General features: G+C 43.3%; 15 protein-coding genes. 7 read left to right on the top strand and 8 right to left on the bottom strand.

Annotated features, from left to right (window positions below):
• The first annotated feature begins 23 nt into the window (after positions 1–23).
• The 5 genes from CMAQ_RS10755 to asnS all read left to right on the top strand — a co-directional run bounded on the left by CMAQ_RS10755 (position 24) and on the right by asnS (position 4,935).
• A complete protein-coding gene (locus tag CMAQ_RS10755; RefSeq protein WP_012186917.1) occupies positions 24–188 on the top strand; it encodes a hypothetical protein in 165 nt (54 codons plus the stop codon).
• Positions 185–2,602 (top strand): arcadin-4, encoded by a 2,418-nt coding sequence (locus tag CMAQ_RS09690; protein ID WP_012186918.1) that lies wholly within the window; start codon positions 185–187, stop codon positions 2,600–2,602. The genes CMAQ_RS10755 and CMAQ_RS09690 overlap by 4 nt, the downstream gene beginning before the upstream one ends.
• Before the next feature lie 48 nt (positions 2,603–2,650).
• Positions 2,651–3,319: a hypothetical protein gene (locus CMAQ_RS09695; RefSeq protein ID WP_012186919.1), complete on the top strand. Its 669-nt coding sequence runs from the start codon at positions 2,651–2,653 to the stop codon at positions 3,317–3,319.
• The gene (locus tag CMAQ_RS09700) at positions 3,297–3,545 is read left to right on the top strand and encodes a KEOPS complex subunit Pcc1 (RefSeq protein WP_012186920.1); all 249 of its coding nucleotides are present in this window, start codon (positions 3,297–3,299) and stop codon (positions 3,543–3,545) included. Before CMAQ_RS09695 ends, CMAQ_RS09700 begins: the two co-directional genes overlap by 23 nt.
• A gap of 91 nt (positions 3,546–3,636) precedes the next feature.
• Positions 3,637–4,935 carry an asparagine--tRNA ligase gene (asnS, locus tag CMAQ_RS09705; protein ID WP_012186921.1) on the top strand — a complete coding sequence of 433 codons (1,299 nt, stop codon included), beginning with the start codon at positions 3,637–3,639 and terminating at the stop codon, positions 4,933–4,935.
• 169 nt (positions 4,936–5,104) lie between these two features.
• On the opposite strand, the gene CMAQ_RS09710 is transcribed toward asnS, so the two are convergent.
• The 6 genes from CMAQ_RS09710 to CMAQ_RS09735 form a co-directional block, all read right to left on the bottom strand.
• Positions 5,105–5,458, bottom strand: coding sequence for a hypothetical protein (locus tag CMAQ_RS09710; RefSeq protein ID WP_012186922.1), 354 nt, complete (start codon positions 5,456–5,458; stop codon positions 5,105–5,107).
• Between the two features lie 42 nt (positions 5,459–5,500).
• Entirely contained in the window at positions 5,501–6,193 is a 693-nt protein-coding gene (locus CMAQ_RS09715) for an endonuclease III domain-containing protein (RefSeq protein ID WP_012186923.1), read from the bottom strand.
• 84 nt (positions 6,194–6,277) lie between these two features.
• Positions 6,278–6,481: a hypothetical protein gene (locus tag CMAQ_RS09720; protein WP_012186924.1), complete on the bottom strand. Its 204-nt coding sequence runs from the start codon at positions 6,479–6,481 to the stop codon at positions 6,278–6,280.
• 111 nt (positions 6,482–6,592) lie between these two features.
• Positions 6,593–7,426, bottom strand: coding sequence for an ABC transporter ATP-binding protein (locus CMAQ_RS09725; protein ID WP_012186925.1), 834 nt, complete (start codon positions 7,424–7,426; stop codon positions 6,593–6,595).
• Positions 7,416–8,381: an ABC transporter ATP-binding protein gene (locus tag CMAQ_RS09730; RefSeq protein ID WP_012186926.1), complete on the bottom strand. Its 966-nt coding sequence runs from the start codon at positions 8,379–8,381 to the stop codon at positions 7,416–7,418. The genes CMAQ_RS09725 and CMAQ_RS09730 overlap by 11 nt, the downstream gene beginning before the upstream one ends.
• Positions 8,382–8,459: 78 nt before the next feature.
• Positions 8,460–11,366, bottom strand: a complete 2,907-nt coding sequence (locus CMAQ_RS09735; RefSeq protein WP_012186927.1) for a heparinase II/III domain-containing protein — start codon at positions 11,364–11,366, stop codon at positions 8,460–8,462.
• Between the two features lie 127 nt (positions 11,367–11,493).
• On the opposite strand from CMAQ_RS09735, the gene CMAQ_RS09740 reads away from it, so the two are divergent.
• The gene (locus CMAQ_RS09740; RefSeq protein WP_012186928.1) at positions 11,494–12,051 is read left to right on the top strand and encodes a 50S ribosomal protein L15e; all 558 of its coding nucleotides are present in this window, start codon (positions 11,494–11,496) and stop codon (positions 12,049–12,051) included.
• Positions 12,052–12,108: 57 nt separating this feature from the next.
• Positions 12,109–13,521, top strand: a complete 1,413-nt coding sequence (locus CMAQ_RS09745) for a phosphoglucomutase/phosphomannomutase family protein (RefSeq protein WP_156769897.1) — start codon at positions 12,109–12,111, stop codon at positions 13,519–13,521.
• Here the strand turns inward: CMAQ_RS09745 and CMAQ_RS09750 are convergent.
• Complete coding sequence (locus CMAQ_RS09750) at positions 13,518–14,099, bottom strand: endonuclease dU (protein WP_012186930.1); 582 nt, start codon at positions 14,097–14,099, stop codon at positions 13,518–13,520. The two genes, CMAQ_RS09745 and CMAQ_RS09750, sit on opposite strands and share 4 nt — an antisense overlap.
• Positions 14,089–15,201 carry a hypothetical protein gene (locus CMAQ_RS09755; RefSeq protein WP_012186931.1) on the bottom strand — a complete coding sequence of 371 codons (1,113 nt, stop codon included), beginning with the start codon at positions 15,199–15,201 and terminating at the stop codon, positions 14,089–14,091. Before CMAQ_RS09755 ends, CMAQ_RS09750 begins: the two co-directional genes overlap by 11 nt.
• Between the last annotated feature and the right edge of the window lie 43 nt (positions 15,202–15,244).

Here is a 15,244-nt window from a genome sequence, read left to right on the forward strand (position 1 = left end):
AACTAGGTGATCCTAAACTTGAAATGGATGTTAAATCCAGTGAGACCATTATTGAATTAATAAGGAGGGAGTTTGGCGAGGACTCGGAGCTGGTGCTGAGCCTATATAAGGCTTATAGGGAGAGGGGTGTTAAGGGGATTAGGGAGGAGTTAAACACAATGCTTAGTAAATATGGGATCAAGTTATGAGTAGTCGCTTAATAATAGATTCAGTGGAGTTGGAGGGATTTAGGGTATTTAAGAGTAGGGTTGTCTTTAACTTCATTGATGGCTTAAACGTGATTCATGGACCAATAGGTTCAGGTAAATCAAGTATAATTCAAGCCATTGAATTCGCCCTTTACGGTAATCAATTGGAGGCTAGGGAGAGGGTTGCTAGGTTAAGTGACTTGATTAATGAGGATTCTAATGAGGCCACGGTAGCCTTAAGACTAAGCGGTAACCTAATATTGAGGAGGTTAATGCGTAAGGGTAATTCAACATACCAGGCCTTAACGCTAAACGGTAACCAATCAACTGACGACCAGTTAGTTACGCTACTGGGGGTTGATGATGATGACTTTGAGAGATTCATCCTAATTAGCCACAAGACCCTTGAGGACTTAGTTTATGGTTCAGTTAGGAGGAGGACATTAGCCATAGATAGGCTCTTTGGATTGGAGTTCCTTGAGATCCTAGGTAGTGTACTACCGGTTAAGCAGGTTAATGAGGCTATAGATATTAGGAAGCAGAGGTTAGCCAGTATAAGGGAGGCTGAGGATCTTCTACGTAAGTATGGTTCAATTAAGGCAGCCTTAGATAAGAGGAGTAGCCTAGCCGCTGAGATAGAGAGTATTAGGGAGCAGGTTAAGGCTATTTCATCAGCCTACGTTGAGTTAGCTAATAGGAGGTCAAGGTACGTTGAGGCAATTAAGAGGGTTGAGGAACAGTACACAAGGTACCTTTACGTTAGGGAACGGTTAAGGCAGCTTGAGGAGGAGTTGAGGAGTATTAAGGATGAGGATTACGGTGAGGTCTTAATTAAGGGTAGTCTAGAGGTCATTAGACGCATGTTGATTCCAAGACTTGAATCAGCCATGCTTCAGGAATTAAGTGAAAGACTTGAGAAGGCTAATACCATTGATGAACTACTTGAATTAAGCTACAGTGGTATCAATGCCCTGGAGGGTAAGGTGAAGGAGCTTGAGGAGGAGTTAGAGGCCATGAGGAGGAGTAGGGAGGATTTAAGCAGGTTAATAGATAGGACTAGGGGGGAGTTGAATTCTATAATGGAGAGGATTAACGCCATTGAGGAGGCTGCTAAGCAGTATGCAGAGTACGTTAGGAAGTACGGGGATTTAAGTAAGGTTAAGGCTGATTTAGAGTCCGCTAGGAGTGAGTATAATGAAATTGAGACTGTGGTTAAGGTTAAGGCATCCGCATTGGAGGTGCTTAACTACTTGATAAGGGAGCTTGAAATACACGGTGAGGCAACATGCCCAGTCCATGGTTTTAAAGTAACGAGGGATAGGCTTAATGAACTTAAGGAGAGGGCCAGTAATCTGCAGAGGGAGTTAAGTGAGTTAAGGATTATTGATGTTAAGAATAGGGTTAATGAACTTGAGAGGGTTGTTATGGAGATGGAGGGTTTATATACGCAGTATGTTCAATACCAGGAATTACTAAGTAAGGTTAATGATTATAAGACTCAATTAAACCAATACATCGATAAGCTTCAAAGACTGGAGAGGGCTATTGCTGATCTTGAGAAGAGGATTAAGGACTTCAGGGGCATTATTGAGTTAACCCACAGGAGACTTGAGGAGACTGAGAAGAGGTACTTAATCCTCAGGAAGATTAAGGAGAGGGATTCATTAAGGCTTGAGGAGAGTAACCTACTCAGTGAGCTTAAGGGAAGCGGCATAAACCTAGATGAGATCGTGGGTATTGATGAAGCCTTGAGGGATATGGAGAAGCGCATGGATGAACTCAGGAGGAGGCTTGAGGAAGCTACATCAGAATACATGCAATTAGACACTGTGCTATCTAGGATAAGTCACGAAAACATTGATGTCGAGAAAACCCTCAGCGAAATAAAGGAACTTGAGGAGATTAATGGTAAATTCCAGCGCATACTTAATAAGCTTAATGAAGTTCAGAATAAGGTTAGGGGTGACGTGGTTAATATAATTCAATCCAAGGTGGTTGACTTATTCAAGCAATTATACCCATACAGTGACTTGGAGGGGATAACCGTTAAGCTTCAGCATAGGAGGGGTAAGGGAAGTGACTACGTGCTTTATGCACTTAGGGGAGGTAGGGATGTTCCAGTATCTAGGCTTAGTGATGGGCAAAGATTAACCCTAGCTCAATCATTCGTACTAGCGGTATATAGGCTAATGCAGCATAACTTAGGCTTCATACTAATGGATGAACCAATCCCTTACGTTGACGCTAATGCTAAGAGAACATTCTCTGAAACCATTGTAAGGGCGATAAGCGAGGGTATGATTAATCAAGTCATATTGGCAACTCAGGATGATGCATTATTAGAGGCTTTAATTAAAAGCTCTGAGGGGGGTAAAGTGAGGAGTAATGTAATTAGGCTTCAACACCCCAGGTGATCGCCATTATGCGATTAACTTTAATTAGCACTCTTTTAAACGGGTTGTGTGGCTAAGCTCCTCATATTAAGTGACTCAAGTAGATACAGTATAAGTAAGCTTACTGATGAGTTAGTAAGCATGGGTCATCAGGTTAAGTACATGAATATAAGTAATGAGCCACTTGCATTAAGTGCGGTTAATGAGTATGATTTAACAGTGTTAACATCCATGAACCCCTACACAGCGTTATCAATAGCATTAACCATTGGTAAAAGCATTAACTCAGCTGCAGGGATAATTAACGCCTTATCAGTAACTAAGTTACTTAAGGAGCAGGGGCTGGATTTCCTAATGGTTGCTGGGGATTCAGCGGTTAAGTCAGCGTTCACTAATGGCCCCTACTACTTCAATACTGCCTGGTCCCTCGGCTTAGGGGGCTTTGTGGATACTGTTGAGGGTGCTAGAAGCATCCTCGAGTATAGGCATTACTTGAAGAACCCCCTAGCCTCAGCATCAATCCTAGTTAAGCTCACCGGTGAGGAGTCTAGGGTGTTTGCAACTATTAAGCATAGTAAGTACGGTGAATTACTGAGGAGGCTTAATCTACATTTCGCCGAATTAACAGTGATTGATGGTAAAGTCACTGAGGCTAACCCAACGCCGGAAATACCCGTGGAGAGTGTTAAGGAGGTTGCCCAAGTGGTGGCTGAGTATGCGGCAGGAATTAATAGTTAATGTTAAGGTAAGAACCAGCGATTGTTTGAACATTCTTAAGGCCCTTAAGGTTGATGAAGTAGGGTTACCTGAAGGGATTAAAACAAGTATTAACTGCATTAACGATGAAATCAACTACACTGTATCAGCAGTGGTCACTGACCCTAAAGTTACTTTATCAGTCTGGAACACTATTGATGATTTCTTAAGAAACTTGAAGGCAGTACTACTGGTTGAGGATTCTTAAACCCCCATTATTAACGTAAATACATTAACCTAACTAATCCTAGCTGATTCAGTTAAAGAATTAAAACACTTATTAAGGTAGCTATAGGAGTATGCAGGGCTTCACATACGTTAAGGATGTTGCAAAGGCTGGGGAAGGGAGTTTAGTTAATGTGAGGGGTTGGGTGTATAGGAAGAGGGTGACGGGGGGTAAAATATTCATAGTTATCAGGGATTCAACTGGAGTAATACAGGCTGTGGTGAGTAGGGATAATGAGTCTGTTTTTAAGAAGGCTGAGCAACTTAACATAGAGTCATCACTAATTGCGACAGGGTATGTTAGGAAGGAGCCTAGGGCACCAGGTGGTTTCGAGATACAGGTCACTGACATACCGTGGAGCTTTGTGGGTTGGCAATTCCCGATAAATGAGGATGCAGCCAAGGCTGATTCAGAGTACTTACTGGACATGAGGCACCTATGGGTTAGGAGCAGGAGAATGCAGGCTGTGTTGAAGATTAGGAGCACAATATTTGGGGCTATACATGAGTGGTTTAGGAGTAATGGCTACTATGAGGTTCAAGCCCCAATGTTCATAACATCAGCCGTGGAGGGTGGTTCAACACTCTTCGAGGTTAATTACTTCGGTGAGAAGGCTTACTTAACCCAGTCCTCCCAATTCTACCTTGAGGCCCTCATATTCTCACTGGAGAAGGTCTACACCATCGCCCCAAGCTTCAGGGCTGAGAAGTCAAGAACCCGTAGGCACTTAACCGAGTTCTGGCATGCTGAGGCTGAGGTTGCTTGGGCGGGGCTTGAAGACATGTTCACAGTCACTGAGAATTTAATAAGCCACATTGTTAAGAGAGTTCTTGAATCAAACCTAGAGGACTTAAGCCTACTGGGTAGGAAAACCGAGCCCCTTGAGAATGTTAAGCCACCATTCCCCAGGGTACCTTACGATGAGGCCATCAACATCCTCAATAAGAAGGGGTTTAACTTAAAGTGGGGGGATGATATTGGTGCCGATGAGGAGAGGGTATTAACTCTTGAGTTTACTCAACCAATCCACCTCCACCACTTCCCAGAGAACGTTAAGGCGTTCTACCATAGGAATGACCCAAGTAAACCATCCACAACCCTGAGTGTTGATGTTTTAGCACCGGAGGGTTATGGTGAGGTAGTGGGTGGTGGTGAACGTATATACGATTATGATGAGTTAATTAATAAGATTAAGAGATTTAACCTAAACCCTGAGGATTACCAATGGTACATTGATTTAAGGAAATACGGTTCAGTACCGCACGCTGGCTTCGGCCTTGGGGTTGATAGGTTGGTTATGTGGATTTGCGGTTTAGATCACATAAGGGATGCGTTACCTTTCCCAAGGGATATGAGGAGGCTTAAGCCATAATGAGTTTAGTTAATTATCGGCATGTGATTTCCTTTATTTAAACTAGCCTTATGCACATAGAGGATTAATGGGCTGCGGCATTATCTTCAAGGTAATAACAGTACTCAATGGTGTTGAAGCTGGGATAACGCATATTCACAGTAGTAGGCGTGGCATTAGGTTGCTGATCCTAAATCACTGAGGCTATGGCTATCAACACCATGATTATTGATATTGATGAGAACGCAATACCCATAAACGCCATAACCCTCCTCATCCTTGCCATAACCTCCTCATGTACGTATATTGATGTTGCAACATCCAGGAAACTTTCCTTAACCACGAATACTGATGCAGTGAAGGTAGCTATGTCAAGTATGGCTATACCGACGAGCTCATACACTAGTTTACTTGAGTATGTTGAGTGTTCAAGCTTCATGAATAATTCATTTATACCTAGGTAACTATGCACCATAGCTATGGTTGAGAGGAGTATCGATAGTAGGCTTAATCCAAGCACCACGTAAACAGGCTTTATGGGCATTATACTCGGTGACTCATAATGATTTAAATAAATTACGTTACATTAACCATGTGGTTGATTGGATTTGCTAATACTTAAGTAATACTTGCACTTAACCCTAAGGGGGCAATGTTCACATAATGGCCTTCTACTCCTACATATTGCCCTACCGAAGGCTATTAAACCAAGGTGAACCATTAAGTACTCATTAGGCTTCAGTAACTTAATCCAGAAGGCGCTAACCTTCTCATAACCACCCATTACACCTAACCTATGACTAATCCTCATTATGTGAGTATCCACTGGGAAAACGGGTTTACCTAAATTAAGTAGAACCACGTCGGCTGTTTTAGGTCCAACACCAGGCAGGTTCATGAGTGTTCTCCTAGCCTCATCAGTACCCATACCCCTAATGAACTCCAGTGAGCCGTTGTATTTCTCATTAACAGTATTGGCTAATTCAATCAGCCTCCTGGCCCTTTGCCTAAAGGAGCCAATGGGCCTCAATATATTCTCCAACTCACTTTTACTTAAGCTTAATATAGTGTTGGGTGTTATTGAACCGAGCCTCTCCTTGAGCCTCTCATAAACCCTAGTGGCCACTTTATCACTGGTGTTTTGCGTAAGCATAACAGCCACTAAACCCTCAAACACTGATGCATTATTAGTGAAAACCCACCTACCTAGGAATTCCCTCTCATTAACTGTAACTAATGATAAGGCCTTAAACACGTCATCCCTTGTTAAACCCTCCATTCACTTAAGGGTCCTTAACCATGTTTAAAAGCATGCTTCCTTAACTAAACCATGGTTAACATGTGTCATTAATTTTAAATATAGCTAGAACTCTACTACTCTCTTACCCTTACTCCTATACTCCTCAATAAGCTTAGTGGCTACATCCTCAGGTAACTTAATGGTGACTAGGCTGGCCTTTGTCCTAGCCTTCAATTTAACAACGTTACCATTCTTCTTAACCCTAATCTCCTCCGCATTATCCGCATACCTCCTCCACAGATCCACTAGGAAAACCTCCTTAGGCATGTGTTGGGGTTTACCCCACTGCTCTTTAATATTTTCTCCCTGAACCGACCCTTAGCTTAATCGCCATTGTGAAAAATAATTATTATTTATCATTAATGAGAAACTTAACGTTCACTGTTTCTCATATGCCTTAAGCCACTTCTTTAAGTCTGGTGCCGCATTTATCAGTATCTTAGTGTACTCATCCTTAGGGTTACTTATTATTTCATTTATATCACCCTCCTCCACTATCCTCCCATCCTTAAGTATCACCACCCTACCTTTACCTGACTTTAATAGCAGTATTCTGGCTAATGCAATATCATGCGTTATGAATATTAGGCTTAAGTTAACAACACGCATTAAATCAATGAAAGTGTTTATGAAGCCTATCCTCAGTGAGGAGTCAATCATTGTGACTGGCTCATCAGCAATAATGAGCTTTGGATTAGAGGCCAGTGACCTAGCTATGGCTATTCTCTGCCTTTGACCACCTGATAATTGATGAGGGTACTTATTCATGTAGAATGAGGGGGGAATTAAACCAACTAGCCTAAGTAATTCCTGGGCCCTTGCTGATGCGTCAATTTTAGGGTTCCACTTCCTTATGGGGGCCATTAATTGTTCACCAATGGTTAACGACGGGTCAAGGCTTGAGTATGGGTCCTGGGGAACCCATTGAACACTCCTCCTAAACTCCTCAAAATCCCTACCCCTCAGTGAGTAAATGTCCTTACCCCTGAATAAGGCGACTCCACTGGTTGGTTTCTGGAGGCCAAGGATAACCCTACCCATTGTTGTTTTACCTGCACCACTCTCACCAACCACTGCAATTACATCACCATCACTTACCTTTAAGTTAACGTGGTCAAGCGCCTTAGTAATCCTCTTACCCAGTAGGCCAACCCTCTCAGTGAAGTAGACGCATACATCCCTTAGCTCAATAAGGTACTCGTTACTTCTCATACAGGTAACACCTCACTATTCTTCCATTAACATTATACTCACCGGGTTTATCAGTTTTACACACATCCATTACGTATGGGCAACGGGGCCAGAATGGGCAACCTTGAATATCCTCAAGTGGATTAGGAGGCTCACCTGGTATTGGCTTAACCTCATCAGCGCTTGAGGATAATGATGGTGTTGATTGAACCAGGGCCTTAGTGTACGGGTGCTTTGGATCAATTATAATATCCTCCATTGGCCCCACCTCCATGACTTCACCATTATATAGCACAACCACTGATGAAGCTATTACAGGTATTATAGATATGTCATGTGTAATGAAGATTATTGTTGTGCCTAACTTCTCGTTAATTGACTTAACTAGGTTAAGGATATCCATTTGAGTAACCACATCTAAGGCAGCCGTGGGTTCATCCATAATAACCAACTCTGGGTTTAGGAATAATGCCAGGGATATGGCAACCCTCTGCTTCATACCTCCTGATAATTGATGTGGATATAGGTTAAAGACCCTGGCTGGATTAAGTTTAGTGAATTCAAGCATTTCACTAGCCTTCTTCAGTACCTCGTTCTCATTAGTTATGCCATGTGCCTTAGCGGTATCAAGGAAATGATCCTTAATCCTCATGGTTGGGTTAAATATGTTTTGGCTTGCTTGAGGAACCATCGACACCTTAACCCACCTATACTTAGAGTTAAACTCATGTTCACTAAGCGCCAGTAAATCAACGCCATTAAAGTAAATGCTGCCGCTCCTAATTATGGCCGGCGGCTTAAGCATGCGCATTATAGCTAAGGCAAGTGTTGACTTACCTGAACCACTCTCCCCAACAACTCCAACAATATCACCCTTATTAACATCAATGTTAACCCCCTTAAGGGCCTTAACGGCAATCTTCAAGTCAGGTAACCTATACTCCACGTTCAGATTCCTAATACTCAACAACGGCATACTGCGGTCAGGTAAGTGATTGCTTTATTATTAAAACTTTTCTCAAAATAGCATTAGGTGAGTAAAAATAGTTTAAGTTCAATATAAGTTATTGAATAATGAATTATAGAGCTCAAGCGGTCTCACTATATAGTTAAGGCCCCCATTACTTATGACTACTTCACTACCGTTAAAGCTTACTTCAGCCTTGAAGGGTATGATAATGCCCCACATGGTTAACTCACCATCACTGTAATCCTCGTAATACATGTACACGGTTCTAATACTATGGCCTCTCCACCCATACGTCACCTCAGGTGTCTTTGGTAATGCGATAACGTAATCAGTGCTCCCTGTGGTTAATGCAATACTGTTCTTCCTCATGTAGACTACATCACCCATGCAGTGTATACTCCATCTGAATTTACCTACCCCATTAATCTTGTCTAATACCACGTATATTAATTTACCTAAGGCAACCACCCCCCTCTTATGATTAACACCTGGGTATGTATTAGCCTCAAACACCGCGTAGACGTCATTACCATTAACCCAATACCTCACTAACCTCCCCCTAGTCTCTAATTGATCCTTATCCTCCAGGGTCACAGTATTGTGAGCTATGCTCCTCCTACTCCACTTCCAGTGAAGATCAGAGTAGTATCCACCTGAACCAGCGTCAACAATGAGTGGTTCCCCGTTTGAGTGTAGTTCGAAGCTTAACTTATCTGGGTGACCATGCCATGCACCGTGAGGGCCGTAGTCAAGTATGAAGTAGGTTGCGTTAGGTTCATCACTACTCCTTACTATGAATCTACCTGAGTCATCAAGCACAGTGACTTGTTCATGCCTGGGTTCAATGGGGGATTTAATTAAATCATGGCCGTCGGCTAAGGCTAATGCGCTGAATAGTGATGTTGGCCTTGAGCCAAGTTCCATAAGCCTTAAACCAACTTTAAGGAGCACTGGGTCATTATACCTAACCCCACCCACTATGAATGGGTCTGGGTTAGGTATATCATCGCCACTATCCTCAAGGGCCGGTGTCCTGTAGCGTGGGTCGAGTACATTCCAAAGCCAGTACGCAGCCTTCTTAATCACTGGTTCACCATTACTCGTAATTGAGTATAGGTCAATCCCATTAAGCCTAAGTAACTCAGCCCCCCAGGTAACCATGTTTAATACTGCATTATGGTATCCCGCTGACTCCTCAAGCCAACCACCATCATTAAGGAAGTAATTCAACGTGCTCCTTAACACTGATTCAGCCTTAATGAGCCCTAGTTTAGAGTTATTGAAGTTGAATTTACTTGAAATAGCCAGTAATGCTAAAGCTTCCGTTAATTCCCAATTACCAGCCCAGGCGTTGGTTAATTTAATTAATTCACCCTGAGCCCACCTGAACATTAGCTTTAACCTAGTTTTCAATTCCTCAGGGAGCTCATCCTCAATTAAGTCGTAGGCTAGGATTAATTGAAGCATGCCTGCTGAACCAGCTCCACCGTGAATACCATTAAACCAGTGAATTAACTCACCCCTCTCATACGCTGAAGCCACCATTTCTAAACCCTTTAAGGCATCATTAATCGGTGAACCTAGGAATACGTGGCTTGAGGCTGATTTAAGAATCATGTCGGCTAAGGCTGAGGTAACGTAACCATCCCTAGTAGCCTTACTTAAGTCAAGGAATATCGCTGGGTAAACCTTAACATCACCGCTTAAATACTCCTTAAGAACCCGGACAGCCCACTCAGGTAATTGCCTCACCTTAATTAGCCTACGGGATGTTGAGAAATCCTCAGCAGCCAACTCATATATGGGTATTGAGGCTGACTTATCATCATAGAATCCCTCAACCTCATCACTCCAATCACCAACATGATTCACCAACCCGGGATTCCTTCTCCCTAATGCATTAAGGGCCGCTGCGTAATCTGGGTTAATTGAGAATGCCCTTGAAGCCACCTTCCCATTAATGTTAAACTCAAGGTAAGGCACCTCGTATAGGGTGTCCTCCATGCTCCACCTCATGGGCTCTGTGGTGAATCCTACTGTTGATACTTCACCAGGCTTGAGATTAATAGTATCATGCTCCAGGGTTAACCCAAGTCTTGATTCACCAACCCTAACCCTATCAACATCATAACCCCTCCTGCCTAGTGTTGGCATTGATTTAACCAACTTAACGTAACCATTAATACTGAAGCCTCCACTGCCCGTTAACGAGTAGACGCTCAATGAACCATTAATAGTGTCCCCAGGCTTAACTACACTGGGTGAGTTAATCCCTATTATTAACTCATCATCAACGTAATCAACCCTACTTAACCCGTTAAACAGCGTTAACTCATACTTTAGGCTCACCTCACCCTCACCATTAGCCACTAGGTTAAGCTCAGTGTTGAAGAATTGATCCTCAACAATACCGTAACAGGGTGATAGGCACTTAACCAGTAAGCCGGTGAGCCTACCCTCATTAATGAAGGCAATCCACTTAAGCTCAGGGAAATACCTATCACTGTACGAGTGTTTACTAAACCTGAAGCCGGAGACTGGTGGTTTAAGGCCCACTGAGGAGAAGCTGTTGGGTGGTTCAGTGAAGCCGAATTTCACGAAATACCTGCAATTATACATTGCACCCAATGCCTCACCCCAGTAGCCACCGTTACCGCAGGCCACGTGGATTAATTCCCTAACCCTACTCACCCCAGTGGCCTTAATTGTGATTAAGGCGCCTTGCCTCATTAACTTCACCTCCTTAATTAAAACCCTACCCTCCTCCTCAACCCTCAATGTTACTGAGTCATCGCTTAAATTAACTATGCTCCTTCTACTCTTAATGAATGGTTCAATCTCCAGTATCCCCATACCTGGCTCCATGAGCTCCAGCTCAGGCTTCCTGGCCAGCAAGTGTTGAGCATTACTACGCTTATCAAGTAGCTCAACTACTGTACCTGAGGCTTCATGGATAATGAGTCTAATGTTATTATTCTCCAGGGTTATCATACTTAGCCTTAACCCCTAATGCTATTAAGCATTTAGATCCCTAATACTGTGTACCGCTGCGGAAGCTGCATTAGGTTCATTAATGTTTACGGAATATTTTAATAGGGGGTTGGGTTAAGAGGGGCGTATGGGTACGTTACGCTATGTTGCTGATATTTGGAAGAAACCGTATGAGGATCCGTTGAGGCAGGTGATTAAGGCTAGGTTAATTAAGTGGCGTAGGGAACCTGCAATACTTAGGGTTGATAAACCAACAAGGATTGATAAGGCTAGGAAGTACGGGTATAAGGCTAAGCAGGGTGTGGTGGTGGTGAGGGTTAGGGTGAGGAGGGGTCCATTTAATAGGCGTAGGCCTAATACTGGTAGGAGACCTAAGAGAATGGGGGTTTATGGTGTTGCATTATCCACTAACCTACAGGTGGTTGCCGAGCAGAGGGCGGCTAGGAGGTTCAGTAACCTGGAGGTTCTTGGGTCATACTGGGTTGGTGAGGATGCCATGTATAAGTGGTTTGAGGTTGTTATGATTGATCCAAGTCACCCAGCAATTAGGAATGACCCAGATTACGCCTGGGTGGTTGGTAAGGAGTATAGGGAGGGTAGAAGGATTAGGAGGATTAGGGAGAGGCAGAGGAAGCTAATTGAGAGGTTGAGGAAACAAGCCAGTGGGGGTTCAAGTCAACAGTAATTAACTTGAAGCACCACATTTGAATAATATTTTTAACTACTTACGCCTAAACCGCAGGTGGATAGGGTAACTGTGAAATTCGGTACTGATGGTGTTAGGGGTATTGTTGGTGAGTCTATAACTGACTTAGTTGTTGCGGTAATAGCTGAGGCAACGTTAAGGTACTGGGGTAGGAGGCATGGCGTATCAAGGGTTTTAGTGAGTCATGACACTAGACGAATGTCAAGGGATTTCGCAGTTATAATAGCCTCAGTGGCTAGGGAGCATGGGGTTGATGCTAACATAGTCTCCTCACCCACACCCACCCCTGTTGTTTCATGGGCTGTGTTGAAGTATAGGTATGACTTAGCCTTTCAAGTAACGGCAAGTCATAATCCACCAATGTATAATGGAGTCAAGGTAATAGGTGGTGACGGCGCACCGGCTAAGCCTGAGGACACTAACGGCATAGAGGAGGTGATTAACAGTGAGTATGATGATGTTTTAAGAAGCGTTAGGGATATTGAGTATACTCAAATTCCATCAATTAACGTTAGGGATGGTTACGTTGAGTACCTGGTTTCATGGTTCTCAAGCAGGTTTAAGCCTAGGAAACTTAAGGTGCTTGTTGACCCAATACATGGTGCTGCGGTTGGGTATACTGCCAGTATACTTAAGGGCCTCGGCTTCGATGCAGTGGAGGTTAATAGTGAACAGGACCCTGACTTTAAGGGTAAGTTACCTAACCCTGAGTATGATCAAATTAAGGACGATATTGACGCAGTCCTAAGCGGTAAGTATGATATGGCTATAGCCCATGATGGTGACAGTGATAGGGTAGCCATGGTTGTTAAGGGTTTAGGCTACTTGGATGCGAATAGGATAATACCTGTTTTCCTAAGGGCCCTTTGGGGAATGGGGATGGTTAAGAGAGGTGTGGCTAGGACAGTGGCTACAACGCATCTGATTGATGACATTGCCCTTGACCTCAATATTAAAGTCACCGAGACACCTGTGGGCATAAAGTACATTGTTGATGCTATTAATAGGGGTGAGGCTGACATTGGGGGTGAGGAGAGTGGTGGATTAGCCTACTCCTGGCATATTCCTGAGAAGGACGGCATATACAGTGGAGTAATGGGGGCCTGCATAGAGGGTACTGGTGGGGTATCAAGCATATACGGTGAATTAACCAGTAGGTATGGTGAACGCCACTTCAGGAGGATTGATATTAAGGCTAATGATGCCAAGACCCTTGTTAATAGGATTAAGCCTGAGTTAAGGAGGCAATTAACCTCAATGGGTGAATTAACGGGTTTCGTGGAGATTGATGGGTTTAAGGCTGTTTACAGGGATAAGTCATGGGTGTTAATTAGGGGTAGTGGAACTGAACCATTAATCAGGATCTACTCGGAGGCACTCAGTATGAGTAGGGTTAATGAATTATTAGGCTCAGTGGTGGACCTAGTTAATAGGTTGGTAAAGGGTTAATTACCGTAAATACTCTTGAAGATTGAGGCGGATATTAATCTACTAACCCTAAGGGGTTCCGGCCTCCTTCCATCCCTCTGATACTTAGTTATAAGAACCCTAGCCTCACTGTAGCTTAAACCCCTGTACCTAACCCAGATTGGGCCGTACTTAGTGTTAACCAACTCTGGTTCCCCAATCTTACTCAATACACTTAACCTAGTCTCATAATCCTTGAATAATTTAACTATGGCTGCCCTTGGATTACCCCTATTCCTACTGAAGGCTAGGCACATTGCTGGTAAGCCTAATTCCTCATGAAGCCTATCTATGTCGACAATATTATAGAAGGATATTATGCACCCATCAATCATTACAGCGTGTACATCCGGTCTATTCAACTCCTTAAACATACTTATTATTGAGTCAGTAACATCCATACCGCCCACCGTGGAGTACGAGTTCACTACACCATCAATTATGAAGTCACTCCTCATTACAACCCCAGTTAATATTGACTTAGGGTGCGTTAGCTTGAAGCTCTCAGCTATACCGAGAACCCTAATGGCTCTCTTGCTTATTAATGATTCATGACCCATTCGCCGACACCTGCCTTCTAAGGAAGCTCAGTAACTCATCCACGTTATCGAAGTACTCGTGCACGTATTCAAATGGGTTTTCAGCAATATCACCATCCTCAAGGGGCCAGTAGACGTAGACGGGCTTACCCATGTTAACAGCAATGGTTACTTCAGAAAACACCCCCCTGCTTAATGTACCACCGTACCTGGGCCTATAGGCTATAACCATGTCAGACTGCTCAATGTACCTAAAGTCCCTCCTCATTATTTGATCCTGAATAAGACTCCTCTTGGTTACTGGATTCCTTGAAGATACCTCAATAATCTCATCCTCCTTAAGCTTAATTGGGTAATCACTGTCATCGTTATCCGTGGGCCACCTGTCCTCCTTATTGATCACTGCCCTATGTTCACTTAACCAATTCCTCTCTATTATTAATTCATCAATTGTAGTTGGTTCAAAAAGCACTACAATTTCCCTAAGCCTCTTGGCGAATTCATTAATCTCACCCACAGCCTTACCATCACCCCTCACGTGGCTTATTGGGTGGGATAAGTAGGCTTTAGGTAGCTTAGTGAATATTATCTTGTAGAAGGTTTCCACAGGGTGCTTAATAGCCATAACGTAATTCCTCACCCCAAGGACGGTGGCCAACATGTCAGCCATCATTATCTCCACCGTCCTCCAAACAAACACATCCCTCAACCTAATGTAAACCCCATGCCTCTCCTTAGATTCCCTACTGGTTATCCTATTCCACACTGAGTAGGCGTCATCAATGAGTGTTAGTATCATGTCGAACTTAAACTCCTTAAGGGCATTAGCGTCAATAAGGCTCCAATACGTGTTATGCCGGAAGTACGTTAAATGCATACTGATTATAACGTGGTCAGGCTGCTCCTTCTCAATGCGGCTTAGGATTTGGTTAACGGTCTCATACCACTTATTCCTCTGCTTCTCAAGGTAACTATCAAGGAAGTACGGCATTGATTCAGATAACATTGAGTCGAAGTCCAGGGTTAAGACTTTACCAACCCTATTACCCATGTAACTGTTTAATGCGTTAATCCACCTATGCTTATCTAATCCACTATGACCAGCCACTAAAACCCTTACCATACCTCACTTGAATTACTATTTCATTATTTTTAAAGCATTCCTG

The organism is Caldivirga maquilingensis IC-167, assembly GCF_000018305.1.
GTDB classification, from domain to species: domain Archaea; phylum Thermoproteota; class Thermoprotei; order Thermoproteales; family Thermocladiaceae; genus Caldivirga; species Caldivirga maquilingensis.

What these genes read in the sequence shown, in the direction of transcription:
- CMAQ_RS10755 (WP_012186917.1), top strand. Translation starts at nt 24, where the DNA reads ATGGATGTTAAATCCAGTGAGACCATTATTGAATTAATAAGGAGGGAG.
- CMAQ_RS09690 (WP_012186918.1), top strand. Translation starts at nt 185, where the DNA reads ATGAGTAGTCGCTTAATAATAGATTCAGTGGAGTTGGAGGGATTTAGG.
- CMAQ_RS09700 (WP_012186920.1), top strand. Translation starts at nt 3,297, where the DNA reads ATGCGGCAGGAATTAATAGTTAATGTTAAGGTAAGAACCAGCGATTGT.
- asnS (WP_012186921.1), top strand. Translation starts at nt 3,637, where the DNA reads ATGCAGGGCTTCACATACGTTAAGGATGTTGCAAAGGCTGGGGAAGGG.
- CMAQ_RS09710 (WP_012186922.1), bottom strand. Translation starts at nt 5,458, where the DNA reads ATGCCCATAAAGCCTGTTTACGTGGTGCTTGGATTAAGCCTACTATCG.
- CMAQ_RS09715 (WP_012186923.1), bottom strand. Translation starts at nt 6,193, where the DNA reads ATGGAGGGTTTAACAAGGGATGACGTGTTTAAGGCCTTATCATTAGTT.
- CMAQ_RS09720 (WP_012186924.1), bottom strand. Translation starts at nt 6,481, where the DNA reads ATGCCTAAGGAGGTTTTCCTAGTGGATCTGTGGAGGAGGTATGCGGAT.
- CMAQ_RS09725 (WP_012186925.1), bottom strand. Translation starts at nt 7,426, where the DNA reads ATGAGAAGTAACGAGTACCTTATTGAGCTAAGGGATGTATGCGTCTAC.
- CMAQ_RS09730 (WP_012186926.1), bottom strand. Translation starts at nt 8,381, where the DNA reads ATGCCGTTGTTGAGTATTAGGAATCTGAACGTGGAGTATAGGTTACCT.
- CMAQ_RS09735 (WP_012186927.1), bottom strand. Translation starts at nt 11,366, where the DNA reads ATGATAACCCTGGAGAATAATAACATTAGACTCATTATCCATGAAGCC.
- CMAQ_RS09740 (WP_012186928.1), top strand. Translation starts at nt 11,494, where the DNA reads ATGGGTACGTTACGCTATGTTGCTGATATTTGGAAGAAACCGTATGAG.
- CMAQ_RS09750 (WP_012186930.1), bottom strand. Translation starts at nt 14,099, where the DNA reads ATGGGTCATGAATCATTAATAAGCAAGAGAGCCATTAGGGTTCTCGGT.
- CMAQ_RS09755 (WP_012186931.1), bottom strand. Translation starts at nt 15,201, where the DNA reads ATGGTAAGGGTTTTAGTGGCTGGTCATAGTGGATTAGATAAGCATAGG.